Source organism: Flavobacterium sp. FlaQc-30 (assembly GCF_044005885.1).
GTDB lineage: Bacteria > Bacteroidota > Bacteroidia > Flavobacteriales > Flavobacteriaceae > Flavobacterium.
Window position 1 is genome coordinate 289986 of the sequence record NZ_JBIPCO010000004.1, and the last position, 21812, is coordinate 311797.

Annotated in this window: 20 protein-coding genes, 1 tRNA gene and 1 riboswitch; of the genes, 13 read left to right on the plus strand and 8 right to left on the minus strand. The window is 33.6% G+C overall.

What is annotated here, in order from left to right:
- Positions 1–234: 234 nt before the first annotated feature.
- The 13 genes from ACHRV0_RS11465 (at position 235) to ACHRV0_RS11525 (ending at position 11658) form a co-directional block, all read left to right on the plus strand.
- Positions 235–861 (plus strand): hypothetical protein, encoded by a 627-nt coding sequence (locus tag ACHRV0_RS11465; protein ID WP_395440922.1) that lies wholly within the window; start codon positions 235–237, stop codon positions 859–861.
- A 5-nt stretch (positions 862–866) separates the two neighbouring features.
- Positions 867–1013: a hypothetical protein gene (locus ACHRV0_RS11470; RefSeq protein ID WP_395440923.1), complete on the plus strand. Its 147-nt coding sequence runs from the start codon at positions 867–869 to the stop codon at positions 1011–1013.
- 225 nt (positions 1014–1238) lie between these two features.
- The gene (locus ACHRV0_RS11475) at positions 1239–1814 is read left to right on the plus strand and encodes a tyrosine-type recombinase/integrase (protein ID WP_395440924.1); all 576 of its coding nucleotides are present in this window, start codon (positions 1239–1241) and stop codon (positions 1812–1814) included.
- A 412-nt stretch (positions 1815–2226) separates the two neighbouring features.
- Positions 2227–2790, plus strand: coding sequence for a hypothetical protein (locus ACHRV0_RS11480; RefSeq protein ID WP_395440925.1), 564 nt, complete (start codon positions 2227–2229; stop codon positions 2788–2790).
- A 4-nt stretch (positions 2791–2794) separates the two neighbouring features.
- A complete protein-coding gene (locus ACHRV0_RS11485) occupies positions 2795–4465 on the plus strand; it encodes a hypothetical protein (RefSeq protein WP_395440926.1) in 1671 nt (556 codons plus the stop codon).
- A gap of 118 nt (positions 4466–4583) precedes the next feature.
- Complete coding sequence (locus ACHRV0_RS11490; RefSeq protein ID WP_395440927.1) at positions 4584–5501, plus strand: tyrosine-type recombinase/integrase; 918 nt, start codon at positions 4584–4586, stop codon at positions 5499–5501.
- 10 nt (positions 5502–5511) lie between these two features.
- Positions 5512–6378: a tyrosine-type recombinase/integrase gene (locus tag ACHRV0_RS11495; RefSeq protein WP_395440928.1), complete on the plus strand. Its 867-nt coding sequence runs from the start codon at positions 5512–5514 to the stop codon at positions 6376–6378.
- Positions 6379–6641: 263 nt separating this feature from the next.
- A complete protein-coding gene (locus ACHRV0_RS11500) occupies positions 6642–6872 on the plus strand; it encodes a DUF2188 domain-containing protein (protein ID WP_395440929.1) in 231 nt (76 codons plus the stop codon).
- Entirely contained in the window at positions 6872–7552 is a 681-nt protein-coding gene (locus ACHRV0_RS11505) for a hypothetical protein (RefSeq protein ID WP_395440930.1), read from the plus strand. Before ACHRV0_RS11500 ends, ACHRV0_RS11505 begins: the two co-directional genes overlap by 1 nt.
- A 248-nt stretch (positions 7553–7800) precedes the next feature.
- Complete coding sequence (locus ACHRV0_RS11510) at positions 7801–8595, plus strand: RHS repeat-associated core domain-containing protein (protein WP_395441028.1); 795 nt, start codon at positions 7801–7803, stop codon at positions 8593–8595.
- A gap of 67 nt (positions 8596–8662) precedes the next feature.
- Positions 8663–9235, plus strand: a complete 573-nt coding sequence (locus ACHRV0_RS11515) for a hypothetical protein (protein ID WP_395440931.1) — start codon at positions 8663–8665, stop codon at positions 9233–9235.
- A gap of 67 nt (positions 9236–9302) precedes the next feature.
- Complete coding sequence (locus ACHRV0_RS11520; protein ID WP_395440932.1) at positions 9303–9647, plus strand: ribonuclease E inhibitor RraB; 345 nt, start codon at positions 9303–9305, stop codon at positions 9645–9647.
- Positions 9648–11196: 1549 nt separating this feature from the next.
- Positions 11197–11658: a hypothetical protein gene (locus tag ACHRV0_RS11525; RefSeq protein ID WP_395440933.1), complete on the plus strand. Its 462-nt coding sequence runs from the start codon at positions 11197–11199 to the stop codon at positions 11656–11658.
- Between the two features lie 230 nt (positions 11659–11888).
- On the opposite strand, the gene ACHRV0_RS11530 is transcribed toward ACHRV0_RS11525, so the two are convergent.
- From ACHRV0_RS11530 to ACHRV0_RS11565, 8 genes are all read right to left on the minus strand, one after another.
- Positions 11889–12983: an exopolyphosphatase gene (locus tag ACHRV0_RS11530; RefSeq protein ID WP_395440934.1), complete on the minus strand. Its 1095-nt coding sequence runs from the start codon at positions 12981–12983 to the stop codon at positions 11889–11891.
- Between the two features lie 130 nt (positions 12984–13113).
- Positions 13114–13186: transfer RNA gene (locus ACHRV0_RS11535), tRNA-Met, on the minus strand.
- Between the two features lie 128 nt (positions 13187–13314).
- Complete coding sequence (locus ACHRV0_RS11540; protein ID WP_395440935.1) at positions 13315–13839, minus strand: DUF4269 domain-containing protein; 525 nt, start codon at positions 13837–13839, stop codon at positions 13315–13317.
- Between the two features lie 3 nt (positions 13840–13842).
- Positions 13843–15369: a glycosyltransferase family 39 protein gene (locus tag ACHRV0_RS11545; protein ID WP_395440936.1), complete on the minus strand. Its 1527-nt coding sequence runs from the start codon at positions 15367–15369 to the stop codon at positions 13843–13845.
- A gap of 346 nt (positions 15370–15715) precedes the next feature.
- Complete coding sequence (locus ACHRV0_RS11550; protein ID WP_129023266.1) at positions 15716–16264, minus strand: DUF4494 domain-containing protein; 549 nt, start codon at positions 16262–16264, stop codon at positions 15716–15718.
- 238 nt (positions 16265–16502) lie between these two features.
- A complete protein-coding gene (locus ACHRV0_RS11555) occupies positions 16503–18065 on the minus strand; it encodes a PKD-like domain-containing protein (protein ID WP_395440937.1) in 1563 nt (520 codons plus the stop codon).
- Between the two features lie 9 nt (positions 18066–18074).
- A complete protein-coding gene (locus ACHRV0_RS11560; protein WP_395440938.1) occupies positions 18075–19232 on the minus strand; it encodes a YncE family protein in 1158 nt (385 codons plus the stop codon).
- 32 nt (positions 19233–19264) lie between these two features.
- Positions 19265–21334: a TonB-dependent receptor gene (locus ACHRV0_RS11565; RefSeq protein ID WP_395440939.1), complete on the minus strand. Its 2070-nt coding sequence runs from the start codon at positions 21332–21334 to the stop codon at positions 19265–19267.
- Positions 21335–21413: 79 nt separating this feature from the next.
- A riboswitch (cobalamin riboswitch) is annotated at positions 21414–21652 on the minus strand.
- Between the last annotated feature and the right edge of the window lie 160 nt (positions 21653–21812).

The window sequence follows — 21812 nt, forward strand, 5'->3', positions numbered from 1 at the left end:
CTTCCTTTGATGGTGCAGATGAAATTTTTAGAAATTTTCACAATAATAAAAATTTGCTGTTTCAGATTGATACAGCATTTCTGTTGTAAAAATGAAAATATTTGCCAGAAAAAGTGCCAAAAAGCTACACTTTTAAATTATCTGTAGTATTTATTATTCAAGATACTTGATTTAGCCCCTTGTACGGAGTTCTTGTATCTGGTCAATAACATGAATACTAACAGATAATTTAAAATGGAATATGAAAATATAATAGAGTTTGAAAAAAGTACTAAAGCCAGCAAAAGCAAGATATACAGATTCTATAAAAAAAATGAAGAATTGTTTTCGGAAACTAAACTAAAAGGCGGTAAAAGATTATTCCCAATTGGTCACACAAGATACTTTGACAGTGAAGTGATGTTTGATGAAAACAAAAGCTTAAGGCAAGAGAATCATTCAATGCGAAATCTGATTGATTGTTTGTCGGATAAAGAAAGTTTGATACATACATTCTGGCAAATGGATTGGAGTTTTTTCTTTACTGTGGCTTACAAACTGGAACGCCAGAAAAAAAGCTGTTTTAAACAGATGCATGGTCTCTATAATTTTTTGCTTGAAAAACATGGAGATTCAACAGGGTTAAGAATGTTTTTCACTACTGAATCTTTCACGAATAGAAAGGGTTATCACAACCATTTTGTTATCCATATCGAGAACAGAAGATTATACGAACAAATCACTGCTGACATTCAAGAATATTTCAGCTATGACAGAATTGATTTTGGATTATATGACCGCTATAAGGCAGGGTTGTTTTATATGACAAAAGAAGGTCTTTCTGGGGAGGATTGGGATTTTTTAAGTGATTCTAACAAATAGTAACCATGAAAGTAATACTGACCTTATCTCAATTGAAAATGATTCTTAAAACAGAAACGTTAAAATTTCCAATAAGTTACAAAGGAAGAAACTTTAAAAGCAATGAACTGGAAGAACTTTCCCAATTATTACTATCACAAGAACGAGGCTAACAACCTCGTTTTTTTATTACAGAAATATCCAAAAACTTGTGAGCCCAGGAAAACCAGGATTTTTCTTGTTTAATCCAAAATAGACCTGGACATTTGTTTCACTTTCAGGAAGAAGTGAAAGCAATCATGTAAACGCAATAAAATCAATGGTTTACATTAAATAGAAAAAGAACCAGTTTCAGATACATATATTGAGTTATAAAAGTGAAACAAAAATCAAGAATTATGGCATTAAAAGGACAAAAGACGACAAGTGATTTTTTAGAGTGGGAAAAGATGCAGAGCATCGTTTTGAAGCTGGAGCGTGATAACGACCTGAAATTTGCGTTACTTATAGCAACAGGTTCTTATATCGGACTGAGAATCTCTGACCTGCTCCAGCTTCGTTGGAATCAGGTTTTGAATCAGGATTACTTCACGATTACGGAGAAGAAAACTAAAAAGACGAGAAAAGTGACCATCAACCCAGAGTTGCGGACTATTCTGAGCCGTCTTTTTGTTCAGCTCAAAGTCAGCGAAACTGATTTGATGTTCGCCAACCGTTCTGGAGATAAGCCGTTCAGCATCCAATACGTGAACAGCAAGCTGAAAGAAATTTTTGCTAAATACAGCGTTAGAGGTCAATATTCTAGCCACTTTATGAGAAAAACCTTGGGCAGGAGAGTTTGGGAAGTAAACAAGTACAGTGACCAAGCTCTATTATTATTGTCTCAGCTTTTCAACCATTCAAGCGTTTCGACCACTAAAATCTATCTTGGAATCAGGGAACAGGAAATAAGTAATCTATATTTGAGTGTATAAGCAAAAAATTATTCGCAAAAATTCAGTACGTTTTGTAGCGTTTTTGACTAAATATTTGTAAAAAATTGAGAGTCTATATCTAAGATAAGATTTAGAAATTATTTCACTGATAATCAAGTGTTTGAAAATCTATTAAAAAACACTGCTTGAGAATTCTATAATTGTAAGATTTTACTCTTTTTTTTGTTTTAATTAATCTCTATATCTTTGTAAAAGGAAATCAAAAAAGAAAATTCTTGCAAGAATTTATTCATCATTCTAATAGCTAAAGAATGAGGAAAGAGTGAGTTGTAAAGCTGAATAACCAAGCTCAAAAAATCACATTTAAATCCCAAATTTTCAATTCGGCGAAATACCCGAAGCGGGATTTCTATGTCCAAAAATTATCGTTTAATCAAAGAAAATCAAGTTTATGGAAAATTTAGAAACCTTATTCCAATCTTTTGAGACAGGCATTAGAAGTATTAAAGCAATAAAACCAAAAAACTATTTGAAAAATATAGGACTGGATTATGCAGAGCTGAGAATCGGTTTTAATTCTGGACAGTTTCATCATTCCAAAGACCAAGAGTACAAAGATAAATTTGAAGCATTAGGAGTGCTTAAAAAAAGTGATGCAGGTGTACGTGAAGATACATTGACCGCTTATACAGTTTTTGGCAGATATGGACTTATTTTTCCGCTGATGGATAAAGAGAATACCATTGTAAATTATTTCGCAGTACGTTTTGATTTGGATACTCCTAAAGAAGAATATCTCAATGAAAAAGGTATTTATCCAGCTTATCCAAACGCTTTGACCAAACGGCTTTATATCGTGCCGACAGTTATTGACTGTGCCAGTCTAATGCAATCCAAAACGCTTGAGAATAAAGAATCGGTTATAGCTCTGCATAACGGAGAACTCTTACCTCAACACCTAGAAATTATTAAATCATTGTACGAACTAGAAGAAGTTATAGTCATTAAACGTTAAGACCATGCAAAATATAAAAACACACATACAAAATATAAGACCAGAACTACCCGTAAGCACTATTCAACTTCCAGATGGACACAGTATGAATAATATGTGGCTTAACTACGGAGCAGATGGAATTTTAGAATTATTAAAAAATCCTACAAAGGAAAAGATAGCTCCAAGCTTAGAAATTCTTAACGATTATAAAATCAGTTATAAAGGAAGAACAGGAACTTTCTTTGTCATTGGAAATCTGCCGATGGATTTAGGGAATCTTAGGATTTCACTCCAAATTCAGGAAAAAGAAACCCAGATAAAACACCGATTAAAAATTGATTTATTTGATTTTGTCAATGTACAAAATCAGTGTACAGAGTTATCAGAGAAACAAGGCTTTGAATATCACTCTCTGCAAGCCGATATTATCCAACTGACGGATTTATTGGAACAGTATCGTGAATCATTGTTTGAAGCAGAATTAAACCCTATAACAGACCTTTATTCTGAAAAAGAACTGACGCCTCAAGCAGGAGAAAAAGCGGTCGAATTCCTCTCAAAAGCATCATTATTTGAGAGCATCGATATACTGCTGGAACAAAGCGGTATTGTGGGAGAGGAAGATAATAGACTGCTTCTTTTTATTCTGGCATCCAGTTATAAAATGCCGTATGAGATGCATGGGTTAATACAAGGTTCTAGTGGAGAAGGAAAAAGTCATCTCATCAATGGTATAGCGCAATGTATGCCTCAGGAAGATGTAATGAACATGACCAGAATTACAAGTAAGTCATTATACCATTACAGGGATAAGGAACTTATGAACAAGCTGATACTGATTCAAGATTTTGATGGCTTGGAAGAAGAAGCCCAGTTTGCCTTTAGAGAAATGCAGTCGGCAAAAATGCTAAGTAGTTCCACAGTGGTCAAAGATGTGTTTGGCAATACCAGAGGAAAAATGAAGAAAGTTGAAGCTCATTTTGCCAGCCTAACCGCCACAACCAAAGCAGAGGTGTATTATGATAATATGAGCCGTTCAGTAGTTCTCGGAGTTGATGAAAGTCTATCACAAACCATTAGGATTATCAACCTTCAAAACAAGAAGAATGCAGGGTTATATGATGATGATAAGGAGCAAGAAGCGAAACAACTTCTAAGAAATTCGATTCGTGTTTTAAAATCCTATAATGTGATTAACCCTTTTGCTGATAAACTCATGTTGCCAGATACCGCTAAGATGCTCAGAAGGTTAAACAGCCAGTTTCAAAATTTTGTTTCCCAAATAACAATCCTTCATCAATACCAGAGAAAAACCGATGATAAAGGACGATTAATAGCGACGAAAGAAGACGTGAGAAAAGCAGTTGAGATATTCTTTAGCTCTATCATCATAAAAGTGGATGAACTCGATAAAAGTACCAGACAATTTTTCGAAAACCTTAAAGGATTTGTAAAAAGCCAGACAGAAGGAACGACCTATCGTTTTACGACTAGAGAAGTGCGTCAGACACTAAATATCAGCAAAACATCGGCTTTTAAATATATTCAGCTTTTACATGAACTGGAATACATTCAAGCAATTGATGGTAATGTAAATAGGGGTTTTCGATACATAATCAGCTATTGGGATAATCTAGAAAAAATGAAAGCCAAGATTAAGGCAGACCTCAACAGACAGCTTGATGCATTGTAATTCGATAAAAGAACACCCCAAGCCCCGAAAACACAGCCAATATAACGCTGGTGTTCGCATTTTTGGAAAATGCACATAAGGAAGATTTTGAAATGATGATTTAAAGACCAGAATAAAGATGAAAAAAACAATTAATACGACAGCCTTTCAAGACCTGATAAAAGATTTTGAAAGTTACGTGAAAGTTAGGAATTACAAACAGGGAAAAGGAAGAATGTATCAGAATGCAGTATCGGAATTTCTTATCTGGCTGGAAGAATCAAGAGTAACCAAAATAAAGGATGTGACAAGCAGAGAGTTCGTAAATTATCTGGATTATCTAACTGTTAGACCAAAGAAATTAGGAAGCGGAACTCTAAGCGGTAAAACCATCAAATTCCATCTTTATGTTTTAGGGGTGTTTATGGGGAATCTGCTGGAAAACAAACAGATTGAAAGGGACTATTACATTCCAAGTTATTCCGATGACAGCGGAAAATCCAGAAATACACTGACAGTGGATGAAATTAAGATAGTTTACGAGAACTGCGAAAATGATTTGGAACGGGCTTTATTATCTGTTGCTTACGGATGCGGACTAAGACGTTCTGAAATTGAAGCCTTAAATGTAATGGATGTTCAGTTTTCTAGTGGAATGCTAATTGTCCGTTCTGGTAAGGGAAGTAAAAGACGTGAAGTGCCTATGTGTAATCTGGTTTTGGAACATTTAAAGAAATATGTAATTGACCAGAGACACCAGAAACTATTGGGTAAAAATCATATTGAAGATGCTTTTTTTATCTATGATAATGGAAAGCGAATGACAGGAGAATACCTCAACAAAACACTAAAAAAAATAATAGAACAGACGAGTAGATACGAACTCATCCAGCGAGGAATAACGCTCCATTGCCTGCGTCACAGTATTGCACATCATTTAATGGAAAATAACGCAGGAATTGACTTTATAAGAGGTTTCTTGGGACACTTGGAAATCAATACGACTTATATCTACGCCATACGAAACAAGAGATTAACGCCAAGAGTAACATTTTAAATGAATTGCAATGACAAAATTAACAATTGAACAATTTTTACTTCAAGACTACAGCGGACAGACTGTAAAAAGCTATTTGTTTGCAATCAATCACTTTTTAAAAATGAACCCTAAAGCCAAAAGGTATAAATTCAAAAATATAGTTGATTACATGGAAGAAATCAGTGAGCAACAGCCTAACAGAAAATACAGGGTTGTAATCCTATCAGCAATCAAAAAATATTATGATTATCTGGTCATGAGCGGATACAGAACAGACCACCCTTGCAAGCGGTTGAATATCAAAGTCAACAGCAATCAGGCGATTCAGGTGCAGGATTTGTTCAGTTCAGAGGAATTACAACTGCTCATGACCCGTGAGAACAGATACCAGAATCTGGATACCAGAAATAACGTTTTATTAAGTCTTTTGATTTATCAAGGTCTGACCAGCGATGAAATTGTCAGATTGACTGTAAATGATATTGATTTGGATGCTGGAACAATCTATATCAAAGCATCCCGAAATTTAAAGAATCGAAAACTGGAACTGCTGTCCAAACAGATAATCTTATTCTCAAAATACATCAACGAAATAAGACCACAGATGCTCAGAAGCACTACAGATAAATTAATCATAACCAAGCTTGGTAAATCTATTGCAGTAAACAGCATCCATGCCATGATTGAGCCGTTAAAGCCATTGTTTCCAGAGAAGAAACTTAATCCACAAACAATACGAATGAGTGTTATCTGCAACTGGCTTAATGAACAGAAACTGGCTCTGGAACACGTTCAGGCATTGGCAGGACATAAGTGGCCTGGAACGACTGAAAAGTATCTCAAAGTTGACAGTCATCAGCAAAGAGAAATGATTAATAAATTCTTTCCATTGTGAATATTTGACAGTGACAAAAAGTTTTAAAAATGAAAAAAGCTGTCAAAAAGACAGCTACTATGCTTTAATTTTATAATATAATAAATTTGGTCTAATTTTTGCGTTAATGAAATGCTAATCTTTCTCTAAGATTAAACGAAAAAGTTGATTTCAAAATTATTGTAAATTAGAGCCTTTGGGAGGGTGCAAAAGTACATTTAATTTTTATAAATCAAAATTTTTTCAAAAAAATATTTTGTTAAATTATAAATTTTAAAAAAGACATGGCAAACAAGAACATACATGTGGTTAAATCGAAGGATGGCGCTAGTTGGTCTGTAAAGACAGAGAACAGCCAAAAAGCTTATAGAAATGTAAGCACGCAACAAGAAGCAATTGAAATTGGAAAAAATGTTGCAAAGAACAACAGTTCTGAACTATTAATACACGGTGTTAATGGTAAAATAAGAGATAAAAATAGTTATGGTAGCGATAGTTATCCACCAAAAGGTTAATGGAAATGAGAGGATGTAATATTTCAATCAATCAGTTAGCCGATTTCTCTAAAAGCACACTTGCTAATAAGAGAAGTATAATAAATCAGCAAAAAATGCCTAATACTTTTAAGACGGCTTGGTACCAATTAGCAAAAGCAAGAATAAAAAAAGTAATAGCCAATAAGGGAGATATTAAACCTGTTTTGGATGGCATTGAAGAGTTAAAACGTAGAACGGTCACAAAAAAGAGGCAGGTTAATGATAGAATCGTTTCTTTGGACGCTTTACAAAGATTTGTTAGTTTTCAAATACCTAGTTTGTTAAAAAATTATGACTACAAGGTTTTGAAAAATGTTGAATCAAAATCAATTTTTATTAAAGGTGTAGAAGTAATAGTATCGCCAGATTTAATTATTGAAATTGACATTGATAATAAAAAATATTTAGGAGCACTCAAAACCCACATATCAAAAGGGAAAAAATTTGATAGAAAGCAACAGTTGTATGTTGCAACAGCTCTTCATAAATATTTGGAATCAGAGGTCGCCAAAAATGGAGAAATTGTTTTACCAGAATTGTGTCTTTCGATAGACATTTTTGGTGAAGGAATTGTAACTTCCCCAGTGAATATTTCCGACAAAATAAAGGATATGGAGGTAATATGTGAGGAAGTTAAAAAAATGTGGGACGCCGCATAATTTTTTTAGAGAAAAGATTAGTAAACCGAATCAATTATGATTCGGTTTTTTTATGCTGTAGAGGGAAAGAATTCAATATTTGTGGACTTGGATTTTAATTAAACTAAACTTACTTTCGTAATAAAAAGCAAGTTCTTTGAATTATGCCATGATGAGCAAAACCCACTAATTACCATTAAGGAAAATTTGTAAATCCCTATAAGTATAAGTTCAATGGAAAAGAGCTCCAAGATGAGCTTGGACTTAACATATACGATTATGATGCACGTAATTATGACCCTGCTCTAGGTCGTTGGATGAACATTGACCCTTTAGCAGAAAAAGGTCGCAGGTGGTCGCCTTATAACTATGCTCTTGATAATCCTGTATATTTTACTGACCCAGATGGAATGCTATCGGAATCCTTTATGAATATTTTAAAGAATTCTGCGAGTGGAACTACTTGGACTAATAATAACAATGGAACGTTTTCAAGTAATAATGGAGAAACAGTAAGTGACGGTGAAAGTGCAGAAAGTGCAGAAATTATTGACCCTCCAGCTTCTTCCATTCCAGCCTCAACTTGGTTTGGACTTGCAAGTTCGATTGCAGGGGGACCCGCAAGTTTCTTGAAATTTGCCATAATTGGTACATTCTCTTCTGCACACACACCAGATTGGAGTAAAGGTCCATTTATAGTAGGTGGGTTTGGAACATTTTCAATTGCAGATGTTAAAGCAGAAGCAAAAACTATAAATGCAACTTCAAAGAAAGGAAAAGAAGGTTCGTATACTATAACATTTAGTAATGGCAAAACTTATCATGGGAAAGGACAAATTGATAGAATGTTTGTGTCAGCATTGGAAAAAATGACATTATATAATGTAACAGTTAAGAAATTTGATTGGAATCCTGCTGAGTCAACTAGAGAAGCTTTTAAAGATGAATACCGAAGAATGCAAACTGAGGCAACAGATGTTTACCCAGAAGGTTATGCAAACCCAGTAAATTACAATATAAGACAATCACCAGGAAAAAACTATATTTTACAAGATGGACTTTAACATATATTTCAACTCCGACAAAAAAGGATTGATAGTGACCAACAATTTTGAAGAAATTCAAAAAAAGATGGATTTAGGTATTTTCCCTAAATCAACATACATAAAAACTGAGATTCATGATTTATCTAAATTTGATTTTCAAACAATTTCCTTAAACTATCTTAATTCTTTTGATTTTGAATCTTTCAAAAGCATATTTTCGAAATATTCATTTCAAATTGTATCAATCCACAATTCGACGATAGATTTGAAAGAAGTAGAAATTAATACTAGACATTTAGTCATTGGAGAGAAAGTGAAAGTAAATTTATTAGAGTGCAATTTTATAGGACTTGATGAGATAACATTCCTATCTGTTAAAACCTTTAAAGGAATGATTCTTGAATCCTTTGGAAATGTTGAAAAAATGATTTTGTGGCATGAAAATAACAAATCAAATGATATTTTAAAGTTGTTTCCAAATCTCTTGGAACTTCAAATTTATAATGGAAACTTAGTCGATTTATTTTTGACAGAAAATAGAAAACTTAAAAAATTGCAATTGCATAATCTTCCTAAATTACAGAAGGTAGAAATAAAACCTGATGATTTAGAGGAATTAATTGTTGAAAGGTGCAAAATGCTTACATCCATTGGATAAGACATCTGGTTAATGCATCAGATGTTTTAGTGGTTAATACCAAATGGATGAACATCAAAATAACAATATGATAAATAGAGAAACAATTATTGATTTTTTTGAAGATTTAAAAGAAGGGAACGATTTCAACATAGATGAAAAATTATTGTGGAGTTACTTTTTTTTGGATGAAAACAAAAATAAGTTGCAAGATTTTACGCTTAAGCTTGAACAACTTGGATATGAATTTGACAGTATTTTTGAAGCTGAAAAAGTAAATGAAGAAGATGATGCAGAGTATTATCTTCAAGTTACCAAAATTGAGCACCATACTATTGATTCGTTGAACGACGTAAATACGATGTTTTACAAATTAGCAGAAGATAATGATATTAATCATTATGATGGTTTTGATGTAGGTAATATCGAATAAATGAAAAATTAGCAAATAATCCTAAGAGCCATTCCTAGCGGAGTGGCTTTTGCTTTTTATAGGACTTTAAAGTGTACCAAACGGTTAAAATAGAATCCAAGTTATCCTGTATCTGCTGGGGAACCTCAATAAATTTGAAAAAACAGTATTCGGAACATCCGTCCTCCCTGTATCGGCTGTCCCGCTCCGCAAAGAGTTCACACAAAAAGCTGCGCAAATGTCTCTGACTTTGCACAATTTTTTTATTCCTTAGAAATTATAATGGTGCTAAAAGTCTCCTGACTTTTTACGATTGCTTTTTAAAAAATAAATAAATCTCTATAATTTGTATTAATTTAGTTTTAAAGTCAGAGACTTTTAGAACTTTACGTTTTTAAGAAGAAGATAAGGTAGCGCAAAGTCAGAGACATTTGCGTAGCGCTTGTCATGAACACTTTGCAGAGCAGGTAAAGAATTTAGATATGAAATTAACAATCGCCCAAATAAATAAAATAATTAGAAATTGTTTTTTTAAGTTGTTGATTATTGACTTTTTGTTATTATTGTCTTATCGATACTATCAACCTTTTTGTGAACCTTGTTTAGATGTAAATGATTGTCCACCATGTTTATCAGAAGAACAATATTTTATAATTTATTTAGGAATAGCATTAAATTTAATATTAGGTACATATTGTCTTTTTAAAAATAATATGAAAAAGAAAATGGATAATGCCCACTCCGCAAAGAGTTCTTATAAAAAGCTGCGCAAATGTCTCTGACTTTGCGTTTTTTTTTTATTTCTTAGAAATTATAATGATGTTAAAAGTCTCCCGACTTTTTACGATTGCTTTTTAAAAAATAAATAAATCTCTATAATTTGTATTAATTTAGTTTTAAAGTCAGAGACATTTGCGCAGCAGGGAAATTTGTATATTATGAATAAAAATAGGTTTTTAAAACTTTTAATAGCTTGTATTGCTTCTGTAGGAATTCGATACGTATTTAATTCTAGTAATTTTGACACAAGTGATTTTGTGTTCTCAATTATCTTCGGAATTATAATTTGGATTATTTTAATAATTCAAAGAAAAATATAAAGTTTTGCGGTAGTGTAGCCCGCTCCGCGAAGAGTTCCCCTGCTCCGTGAAGAGTTCTCATAAAAAGCTGGGCAAATGTCTCTGACTTTGCGCAATTTTTTTATTCCTTAGAAATTATAATGTTGCTAAAAGTCTCCCGACTTTTTACGATTACCCGCTCTCCGAAGTGTTCCTAATGAAAAGCTGCGCAAATGTCTTTGACTTTGTGCAATTTTTTTTATTTCTTAGAAATTATAATGGTGTTAAAAGTTTCCCGACTTTTTACGATTGCTTTTTAAAAAATAAATAAATCTCTATAATTTGTATTAATTTAGTTTTAAAGCCAGAGGCTTTTAGAACTTTACGTTTTTAAGAAGAAGGTAAGGTAGCGCAAAGTCAGTCCCGAAAGCTTTCGGGATTGCGCAGCGCTTGTCATGAACACTTTGCGGAGCAGGATAAAATCGATTTTTTTAGAAAATAAAATATTTAAAATGAATAGAATATTATTAGTTATCATATTGTTTGTATTTTTTAGCTGCGGTTCAGAAAGAAGAAGCAATGTCATTTATTTATATTCAAAAGATAAGTCGCAAGTCGTTTCAATAATAAGTAACTACAGTAAAAACGAAAGAATAATAGCCGTAGGAAAACATTTTTCAAAACCTAAAAATAATTATATAGAATTGGATATCTCTAAAATTACAGAATTAAATGACCAATTTGGAATATGCTGGAATTCTAATGGTTATAAATGGGAGATGGTAAATGACAAAGCTAAAATTGTTACAGTGAGTTTGGATACTACAAAATATTTTTTTAGAGAGAGCTGGTTTAAAGAAGAAGGAACTCCTAACACAAAATATTACATTAAAGATAATTGTTTTACTGTAGGAGCTTTAGATTATTCTAAATATTATCCAGAAGAAAATGGTTCAGTAGAAAGATTGAATTAGAGATTGAATACACCCGCTCTGCGAAGATTTCTCACAAAAAGATGCGCAAATGTCTCTGACTTTAGGCATTTTTTTTATTCCTTAGAAATTATAATGGTGCTAAAAGTCTCCCGACCTTCACTTTCCAACCAAAATCAATAAAAAAAGCTCCAGATTTCTCTGAAGCTTTAATGAGTTTAAAATGCAAAATCGAATAACAATTGTGCAATGTATGTGATAAATAGTGATCTTTAAAAATTGGTATTTACTTTTTTAGAGCGGTCGGCAATGTAAGAGATCAACCAAGTTACCTGTCCTTCTTTTACAAAATATATTTTCTTTGTTTCTAAATTTGGAATACTTTCTAAACAGGTCACCAATATGTTATTTGCCGAAATAAGGTATTTCTGGTCATAAGTGCTTAAAACTCTCGCCATTTCTTTGTTGGTTTTGCCAAGGTTTGTAAATTTTCCAAAGTTATTTTTCAGAATAGCATCATAATCGATAACATCTTGAAGCGTCAAAGGAATGTAATGATCTTTACCGTTTTCATCATAGTACAACGTTGAAAACGCCCAAACAGCACCACCAGACAAATATAATTTGTCTTTTTTCATTAAAAGCGGATTTGCGTCAAACAGCTCTTTAGTTTTCTTACGTAATTTTGGATTAAAATCAAAAGACTTTTCTTGATAGGTTGACATATCATTTAACTGACTTTTATTGGTTACTGTTTTTTCTACAGCATCGGTAAGCGTCATGGTGCCAAAATCAAGTTCTAGAGGAATAAACTCTAATTTATTGTCTTTAAGTTCGTCAATATAACCGCCTTTAGTAGTTTGAGCGCCAATATCCAAAAGAAAAGCATTTGCATAATCAACAGGCGGTATTGCGCCTTTAACTAAGGTTTTGGCTTCTTCAGTACCATCAAGTATTTCAAGTTCTTTACTGGTAAGAGAAGTGATTTTGCTTTTTAAAACATCAAAGTTGCTTGCAGAAGCAAATACAGGAGCCGCAACGATAAAGATATTTTCGTCCAGCATTTTATAGTCGGCTTTAATTTTTTTTAATTGATCGACTATAGTCAGACTGGTTTTGTTAATGTCTTCAGGAGTAAGTTTTCCAGAAGCGCTAATATGATCGGCAAACGGAATTCTTTCTGTCCAGAAAGAAAGTATTTTATAATCAGCTTTTTTAATGTTATTTACATCAACAACAGACACTTTAATAGCTCTGCGTCCAATTTCGATTCCGGCATAAATACTTTTTTGAGCAAACGAGTTGAGGGTGAAAAATAAATTTAAAAGAATAAAAAATAGAACTTGGGGTTTGTTTTTTTTAAGCATTGGATTTTAATTACGATTATAATATAATTTATTTTTTATCGAACAAAGACTGTAGGTAGTCTATTGATTCTAATAGTTTAAGTCGTAGTTTAAAAAAAAAGCCTCAGATTTCTCTGAAGCTTTGTCTTAGTAGCGGGAACAGGACTCGAACCTGTGACCTTCGGGTTATGAGCCCGACGAGCTGCCTACTGCTCTATCCCGCGATGTTTCGGGTGCAAAGATAAGCACTAAATACGGTTATGCAAAGAAATAACTGAAAAATTTTGAATTATTGCTTTTTAGTTTCTAATTAATTGTATTTTAATGTGTTGTATTTGGCGTTTATTCTGGGTTAGATTTTATAATCCAGTAATTCAGCATAAGGATCGTTTTTTAAACCCAATAATTTACCAAAAGCAGGTTCTGTTTTGTAACCATTTTGTTTAAGTGCTATGATTTTTAATCTGAAATTCTCATCTTTTGACTGTAGAATTTCATGTTCAATAAGCATATGTTTATAGGCGTTTTGATTTTTAGTCGGAGTATTTTGCCCGAAGATCTCTATTTCAAAACCATCAATTTTAAAATTTGCAATTACAGATTCATTGTTATTGATCAAACGGTTTCTAATTTTAAACTCAGGTTTAGTACTAAAAGCTGCGGAAATTTTGGATATAAAATCAGTTTTGTTTGTCCAGTAACAAATAATATCGAGATCGCTGTTTTCAATATCAATATTTATAGGAATAGTGCCGGTTAAAATAGGATCAAATTCAGATAGGATTTCTAAAATCTTATTTTGGGTTAAGATTTCATAAACTCGAACTTGTTTTGAATTTCCTGTTTTTAAATAGGTAATAGAAGTAAAATCAATCATTTTTTAGTCGGCATAATTTTTTTCTTCTTTAATTTCCTGCTCCAGTCTTTTGTTGATGTTGATTTTGGCGTTCGTAAAAACAAATAGGGTTGTTTTGTATTCTCTTGCGTATTGATTTGTTATTTCACCGGCAATAAAAGCAGTTTCAAAATACGGACTTGTTTCTGCGAGTTCATTGCTGTTTTCTTCAAATTCCTTAACTCTAATCAAGTTTTGGTATTTGATATTCAAATTAAACCAATTCACATAATCAGCATTAAAAGAAACAGCTTTTATTCCCTTTTGAGTATAAAAATTTATGGCTCCAGCTTGTCCGTAATTATCGCAAAGCACTAATGTATTTTCTGTTTTTGGAAATAATGCATAAACAGAATCTGTTTTTCGAGCGAGTTCTTTCCAGCCCAGCATATCGGCAAAATCTTGCGGCAGTTTATGATCTTTTCCATCTTCCCAGCGCAACATTCCTAATTTTTTGTACTTCTCAGGATGTTTTACAATGTATTCTGACGATTTGTTTGGAAACGCAATATTGTACATCGGAATAAACAATAATATCGGAATCGCTGCAAATACATATCGCAAATAATATTTCCAACCTTTTTGCAACACTTCAGAAAGGTATACGGCTCCAAAAGCAATGTAAATCGGATATAAACCAATGGCGTAATACGCTTTGGCTTTGAAATAAATAAAGACAATGAGCGTAAAAAGTATCGACCCAAAAAAGAACCTGTATTTTGCAAAAGGCTTATAAAATAATAAGCTGTATAAAGCGGCCAAAAGAACAAAGATAGATCCTATAAAAAACAAGAGTTGTTCTTTTAGAAAATCGAGACGATCTACATTTACCAATTGTGTTTCTGCCAATTCTTTCATGTGATGTACAATTGGAAAATGATTGTTATACTGCCATAATAAGTTTGGAAAGATTAAAAGAAGTCCTAAAATCAAGGCAGAATACAGCTTTTTTTCGGTCAGTATTTTTCTTTGGTTTGACAGTAAAAGTGCAGGTAAAAGACCAATCAGCAGAAAAAGGATATTGTATTTGTTTAAAAATCCAAAGGCAAATACAATTGCGCCTATATAAAACCATTTTGATTTTTGAGTGGTGATATATTGAATTATGATATAATAAAATAGTGTCCAGCACAAAACGTCGAGCGAGTTGGGCTGATATAGCATATTGAGTCTTAAAAGAGACGAAAACAAAATGCATATGGCGCCAAGAACCAATGCATAAAAACTTCCTTTTAAAACCTCAATTGTTTTCCAAATAAATAAAAGTGTCAGTGCGCCAAAAAGGGCAGGGAAGAACTTGACCCAAAAAACGGAATTTCCGAGTTGAAATATTAGATAAGAAAACCATGAAGTAACGGGAGGAACAGATAAATAGCCCCAAGCCAAATGATGCGCCTGATCGAGATGCAAATATTCGTCGCGCTGTAAATCATATTCCGGGCTTAAAAGCGTGTACTGTAAAACAAATTTTAAAATGATAAATCCAATTAAAACAAGTGTTTTTTTTGTCATGGGATTTTTGGTTTAGTGTGCAAGTGCTTTTAGATCAGTTTTGTAATAACGAATATATGATTTATTTTAATTTTATAATTAATAGAACTGCGTTGCGTGTAATTATTTTTAACACATAGAAACATAGTTATGGCAACCTAAAATTAGGCGTTTCACTTTTTTAAAAAATACATAGCATTTCTATGAGAAAGAAATATGTTTCTCTTTTTTTGCATTCTTTTTAATTTGAAAATCTATCCCGATAGCGGTCGGGACAATGTGTTAAATTTTGTGTTGGCTGATAAAAAAAAGCTCCAGATTTCTCTGAAGCTAATTTGTAATTTTAATTTTTTGGAGTTTAAGAAATTTATTCCTCTGATGCAGTTTCAAATTCCATGTGATCAATTGTTTCTTCATCTGGTTTTACAGTTTTAGAAGCTTTTAGAGCATTGAATCTTTCCAGCATTTCGGTTTCTCCTTCTTCACCGCTGAAGTATGGGAAAACATCCATAATTGGCGATTCAGAAATGGCAGGAATCGAATATTCTCCCATAGTGTTTTTCATAACATGAATCGTATTGTCATAAGCTTCTCTCACATCATTTGCCTGAATCAGCATATACATATTCGATTTTCTTTCTTTTCCGCTTTCTTCGTCATAAGCGATCAAAGAAACTTTTGATCTAAACCAGCGATCTGTATTTTCAAAAGGATGAATCTCAGCGTAATTTGCCACTTTTATGTTCGTGATTTTGAATTCTTCACTTATATAAGCAGCCATTTCTTCATTGATTCTTTTTTCAGCTTCTGTATAAGATACTGCATCTACCAAATAAGGTTCTGTTAGTACTTTTTGGCCTCCAGTTTCATCTGTTTTTCTATATTTTACTTTGCATTCGTACCAAATTGCGCTCATCTCTTTAATTTTTTTAAGGATGCCAAAGATAGATTTTACAGGAAAAAAAACTCATAAAATACACAAATAGATATTCACAATTTGAGTATGATTTAGATAAAGTGTTGAGTGTTTTGTTTTTAAGTCAGTTTTAGAAACGTATTTATTTCTCGGCCGCAGATTAGAAAGATTTTCAGGCATAAAAAAAAGTCTCAGAGATTCTGAGACTTTCCTTTTTTCAAAAAATAAGAATACGGAATTATGGTAAATTTAAATCTTTAAATCCTGAAACTTCTGTTGAAACTTCTCCAAGCCATCCGCCTTCAGCACGGTTAGAATTGTATACTTTAATAAAATCAACTCCTTTTAGTTTTACTGATTCACCTTTTGCATTTACAGCCCAGCTTATGTCGATTTGACCTCTCGCATCAGCATTAGCCCAGTTGTCAGTATACCCCCATTCGTAAGCAGGATTTGCCCAGTTGTTTCCTTTTCCGCCAGATTTATCGTAAATATTAGATTTTAAGAAAGTTCCTTTAAAGGTTACACTATTCCCTTTCCATAAAGGGAAAAACGTTTGTTTGTGGAATTGGTTTTTTGCTATATAACCAGTTTGTCCTTGATTGTCAGTCCAACGAATGTAATTTGGTTCATTCGGATTAGTTGGTTCAGCTTCTGGCTTATAATACGTCATTTCGTAATTTTTGATAGTCGTGGTTTTATTGTGTTCAGAACCTGCAATTTCAAACCATTCATCATCCGCTTTTCCGTTACCATTTGCATCATAAGAAACCATTACAATTCCTGGTTCAGCCCAATCTGTAAAAGCATTTCCAAGAACAACAAAATCATTTCCTTCTTTATTGATAATCGTATGGTCAAAACCAAATTGCACATATCCTCCAAATCCTCCAAGGCTGATCATGTTTCCTGCTGTTAAAGCTGTTTCGGCTTTTACACGCATTGTTTCGTCAGTATCTGCGGCAGTAGCAGCAGGCAGCGCATTTACAAATTGTCCTGGAGCAGGAAAGAAGTCAAAAACACGTGTAATTTTGTTTAAATATGCTTTTTCAGCAACAGTAACAGTAAAAGATTTAGAGCTTTCGCCAACTCCATTTTTAGCTTTAAACTCGATATTATAAGTTCCTGCAGCGCTAAAAATATAGAATAAATCAGTTGTTGCAGCAACTTCTTGGCTGTTTACAATCCATTTGTAAGTTGCATTTGCAGCATTTGTTAATTGAGGCTGAACTTTAAACCATTGCATTTTATCTACAGCAAAACCACCAGCTGGATTAGGCAGTGTAATTTCTGGAGCGCTTGCAACTATGCTGATTGTACGGCCATCGGCAAAAGTAAAAGTCATAATTCCGTTTGCCAATGCAACCGATGTAATTTCTGCAGCGTCTTTTCCTTTTTGACCAGAAGCAGAAACGCCAGTGTCTACATTATCAACAAACCAGTTTCCGTTAGTTCCAATAGTGATTTTTGCAGCTTCGCCTTTAGCTCCGCTTTCCCCTTTGGCAGATTTTCCAGTGTCAACACCATCGATCCACCAGTTTCCGTTTTCACCAATTTTTATAAACGATGAGGTATTGCGGACATTTAATTTAGATCCGTCGCTCATTGTAATTACATAACTTCCGTCTTTAGTTTCGTAGTTTACCACATACAACCTTTTGTTTAATACATCAAGCAGGTTCTCGTATTGTGCCATTCGGTTTTTCAAATCATTGACATCATTTTTTAGATCATTAATATCGTCTTTATAACAGCCCGAAAGAAGCAGGACAACTGACAATGCAAGTAGAATTTTCTTCATTTTTAAAATTTATGGATTAATTATTGTTTTTTTTGTTTTAAAGGCAAAATGTGCCGGAATATCTCCAGTTGTAACCGTGAATTTTGTATTCCCGTTTTTGTCAATACAGTATAATTTTCCGGGCGAAACATAATCTCCAGCATCCGTTATAAAAACATTTAGAGAAACAGGATCAACCGCAAACCCGTATGGAGTTTTAATTTCGTCGCTGACCGCTTTAGGTAAAAAGCTCTCTGTAAGTAAAGTTTCGGTTTTAACATTAATCAAATTGTAGTTTATGATATAATCGAAGGTGCTGTAACTAAATTCAGATCCAATTATATAAGCTTTGTCACCAACGATAGTAAGATTGGAGCAGGCAATATCAAAAGTTTTTTTGATGAGGTCAGTTTTAGTATCAATTACAAATAGTTTGGAAGGAATATCATAATAATCGCCGCGAGAGCTTACATACAAATCTCCATCTTCATCAGCCTCAAGTCTGTGCAGATTTATGGCAACATCAATATCTTTTGTTTTAGTAAAAGTTTTTAAATCGATTACAGAAACGGTTCTTTCGTAATTTGGCGGACTATATCCTCCTGAATTGGCAACATAAAGTTTATTACCTACAACAGCCATTTCTTCGGGCTGACGGCCTACTTTCACCGTTTTTGTGATCGAAAGCGAAGTGGTGTCGATTTCGGCAACAAAGCCATTTGGAGAATTTTCTCCCAATTGTACTTCGCCGTCATAGGCGCTTGCGTAAGCTTTTCCATTGGCAAAAGTTATGTATCGGCAATTTTTGATGTCAATTACTTTAAGACGTTTTGCGGTAACCACATCCATAACTTCAATTTTGTTTGAATTGTTGATAACCGAATACAATTTTGAACCGTAAATACCAATGTCGTTTCCTACATCGCCTAAACCTAAAGTCGCATCAGGATTTGCCTGACCGTAAACATTACGCTTGTAACTTCCAGTTTCATAATCGTAATAATCTAATGAAGCTTTGTTCATGTTCATATTCCCCTCGTTAAGAAGATAAAAACCTTGTACGGTCGTAACAGTTTCGGGCGGTAAAACTTCTACTTCTTCACGAATAATAGGATCATCTTCCTGACATCCTTGAAGAGCTATTGCCGCAAAAGCGAGTAAAAGCCAAAATTTGAAATTTGTTTTCATTGCTGAGAATTTTTTAGTGTTGCTGTTTTATTTTAAAAATTTAGAGAAAGACTTAATCGATAGTTTCTGCCCGGCATAGGAAAATTGAGTACCACATCATAATATTGATTGAATAAATTATTGACTTCGCCGCTTAATTTTACAGGGATTTTTGAGAATTTTCCATTCCAAATAAGAGCCATATCGTTGGTGTACCAAGGCTTAACATAATTAACAGGAATGTTTGCTTTTTGACTGTAACGCTCGCCGGTATATATAAAACTGTAGTTAAGATTCCAGTTTTTCCAGTTGATCGATGAGGTTATTATACCACTGTTTTCTGGTGTATAAGGAATTTGATCACCGTAAGTTGTTCCTTTTGCAGTAATGTCAATTGCTTTTTGATAGGTATAACTTAAACCTAAATCTAGAAAGATTTGCTGCGGGAATTTAAAAACGAAATTGGTGTTTAGTTCTAAGCCGCGAATATCGACTTCGCCCAAATTCATCATAGTCCATCTAAAAAGGTTAGATGACGGCATTGCGATAATTTTATCTTTTACACGATTGTAATAAACATCGACTTGAAATGATATTGATTGCAGCATTTTTTTAGGCTCAATACTGTAAGTTGTTCCCACATCGTATTGCGTTGTAAATTCTGGACGCAAAGAACTGTTGCCTATAAAAGTGTAATACAGATCATTGAAAGTCGGCATTCTAAAAGACTCTTTGTAAAACGCTCGAACTCTGAAATTCTTTATCGTAAAAGGTTGATAAGAAGCGGATACAACCGGACAGAAAACATGCTGACTATCGCCTTGCTGATAATATTTAACCTGCTCGTCGATATAAGCTCCAAGCAAATTGGCTTGAATATCAAGTCGTTTCCAATGCATTTCGCTGGAAATAACGCCTAGATAAGAATATCGGGTAGGATAGGGAAAACGGTACAAATTAGCATCAAGCGTATTAATGGAGAAATCTGCTGCAAACGACATTTTCCACCAATCTTTTATAGTGTAGAGATTGACAATCGAAGCGTAAAATTCGTTTTGATAATATTTATTATCCAATGCGCCTTCAAGGGTTTTATAATCAGGATCGATATAACGGCTGTAGTCTCTGCTGAATTTTACATTGGTAAGCATTTCATGTTTTTCGAAAAAGGAATTCTGTACAGAACCATGAATGAAAAAATTACGATCCCATTGCCTTTGCACATGTTCGTATCTATTGGCTAGAATTGCGCCCGGAAGTCCTCTTTCAGAATCGTAATAATAAGCCTTAAAGTTTGCAATAGCGTTTGAACCAAATTTGGTATGCAGGTTCAATTCAGCCCGAAGTGCAGTTATATCTCCGTTTTGGCGAACAGCCGTTGTATCGTAACCGTCTTTTTTCTGATAGCGGTATTTGTATTTTCCATCGGCTTTAAGCCATTCAATATTGGAGGAAAGCGCTGTTCTGGAAGTTATTTTTTGCTGATAAAGAACAGAAGGATTTACTAATCCAAAAGAACCAGTTTTAAAAGAAGTTCTAATATTTGTGGTTTTACCCGATTCAAAAACAGGAATTTTTGTTTTTAGTAAAAGTGTACTTGAAGCGAAAAAACCTCGTGCAGGCTGAAAAATAGTCGATTTTTGACCATTATAAAGTTCGATGGCTTCAATATTATCCAAAGAATATTTTCCTAAATCGACTTGACCGTTTTGCGCATTTCCAACCGTCATTCCGTCATAAAAAACTGCCGTATGAGCGCTTCCTAAACTTCGAACGTTTATGGTTTTTAAACCGCCAATTCCGCCGTAATCTTTCAGTTGAACGCCCGAAAAATAACGAACCGCATCTGCAACCGAAAGACTGTTTAGTGCTTCGAGCTGTTTACCCGATAAAATCTGAACAGGCATAGGCGATTCGATCCTAAACTCGCGTTTGCTCGCAGTTAGAATCACTTCGTTTAACACAAGTGGTTTTAAAGAGTCTCGCTCCTTAGTTTTAGGATTATCCTGTGCCATAATCGGATTCATAAATAAAATCCATAATAAGGCACATAATCCACAATGCAGCAGGCTTGAATGCCTGTTTTTACATACGTGCATAGCAAAATAGTCTATTTGTGACAAATAGTTTTAAACGGAAAAAATGAAATCAAATGTTTAGTTTGATAAATGTGTTTGTCTTTAAAACTCTGGTCCGCGAGAGCCTAAAATTATATGCAGTGGCAGGTCTCCTGACTTATTCCCATTTTGAGCCGCCTTCCCACATTTGATAAAAATGCAGTGGCAAAAGATTTGATTTCGAAAGCCAAAAAAACTCTCCTATATCTGTCAAAATGTTGCATGGAATTTACAGTAACGGGCTTGTTCAGGATTTGCACCTGATTCCCTCTTCGTTAACTGCACTTGAAAAGTTGCAGCTAAACCATTGCGGGTGCAAAAGTAAATAAACTCTTTATGGTTATGGTTATGTTTTTGAAAAAAAAGCCGAAAAGTATTCTTGAAAAGCAAAGTAATTGATTTTGCTTTTGTTTGATTTTTTATTTTGAGAAATCGAAATTTTGTATATTTATAGTGTTATTTGCTTGATTGTTAATTGTTTGTG

Bases quoted from the DNA above. Each gene is read 5' to 3' on its own strand.
- ACHRV0_RS11465 (WP_395440922.1), top strand. From the start codon at position 235: ATGGAATATGAAAATATAATAGAGTTTGAAAAAAGTACTAAAGCCAGC.
- ACHRV0_RS11470 (WP_395440923.1), top strand. From the start codon at position 867: ATGAAAGTAATACTGACCTTATCTCAATTGAAAATGATTCTTAAAACA.
- ACHRV0_RS11475 (WP_395440924.1), top strand. From the start codon at position 1,239: ATGGCATTAAAAGGACAAAAGACGACAAGTGATTTTTTAGAGTGGGAA.
- ACHRV0_RS11480 (WP_395440925.1), top strand. From the start codon at position 2,227: ATGGAAAATTTAGAAACCTTATTCCAATCTTTTGAGACAGGCATTAGA.
- ACHRV0_RS11485 (WP_395440926.1), top strand. From the start codon at position 2,795: ATGCAAAATATAAAAACACACATACAAAATATAAGACCAGAACTACCC.
- ACHRV0_RS11490 (WP_395440927.1), top strand. From the start codon at position 4,584: ATGAAAAAAACAATTAATACGACAGCCTTTCAAGACCTGATAAAAGAT.
- ACHRV0_RS11495 (WP_395440928.1), top strand. From the start codon at position 5,512: ATGACAAAATTAACAATTGAACAATTTTTACTTCAAGACTACAGCGGA.
- ACHRV0_RS11500 (WP_395440929.1), top strand. From the start codon at position 6,642: ATGGCAAACAAGAACATACATGTGGTTAAATCGAAGGATGGCGCTAGT.
- ACHRV0_RS11505 (WP_395440930.1), top strand. From the start codon at position 6,872: ATGGAAATGAGAGGATGTAATATTTCAATCAATCAGTTAGCCGATTTC.
- ACHRV0_RS11515 (WP_395440931.1), top strand. From the start codon at position 8,663: ATGGATTTAGGTATTTTCCCTAAATCAACATACATAAAAACTGAGATT.
- ACHRV0_RS11520 (WP_395440932.1), top strand. From the start codon at position 9,303: ATGATAAATAGAGAAACAATTATTGATTTTTTTGAAGATTTAAAAGAA.
- ACHRV0_RS11525 (WP_395440933.1), top strand. From the start codon at position 11,197: ATGAATAGAATATTATTAGTTATCATATTGTTTGTATTTTTTAGCTGC.
- ACHRV0_RS11530 (WP_395440934.1), bottom strand. From the start codon at position 12,983: ATGCTTAAAAAAAACAAACCCCAAGTTCTATTTTTTATTCTTTTAAAT.
- ACHRV0_RS11540 (WP_395440935.1), bottom strand. From the start codon at position 13,839: ATGATTGATTTTACTTCTATTACCTATTTAAAAACAGGAAATTCAAAA.
- ACHRV0_RS11545 (WP_395440936.1), bottom strand. From the start codon at position 15,369: ATGACAAAAAAAACACTTGTTTTAATTGGATTTATCATTTTAAAATTT.
- ACHRV0_RS11550 (WP_129023266.1), bottom strand. From the start codon at position 16,264: ATGAGCGCAATTTGGTACGAATGCAAAGTAAAATATAGAAAAACAGAT.
- ACHRV0_RS11555 (WP_395440937.1), bottom strand. From the start codon at position 18,065: ATGAAGAAAATTCTACTTGCATTGTCAGTTGTCCTGCTTCTTTCGGGC.
- ACHRV0_RS11560 (WP_395440938.1), bottom strand. From the start codon at position 19,232: ATGAAAACAAATTTCAAATTTTGGCTTTTACTCGCTTTTGCGGCAATA.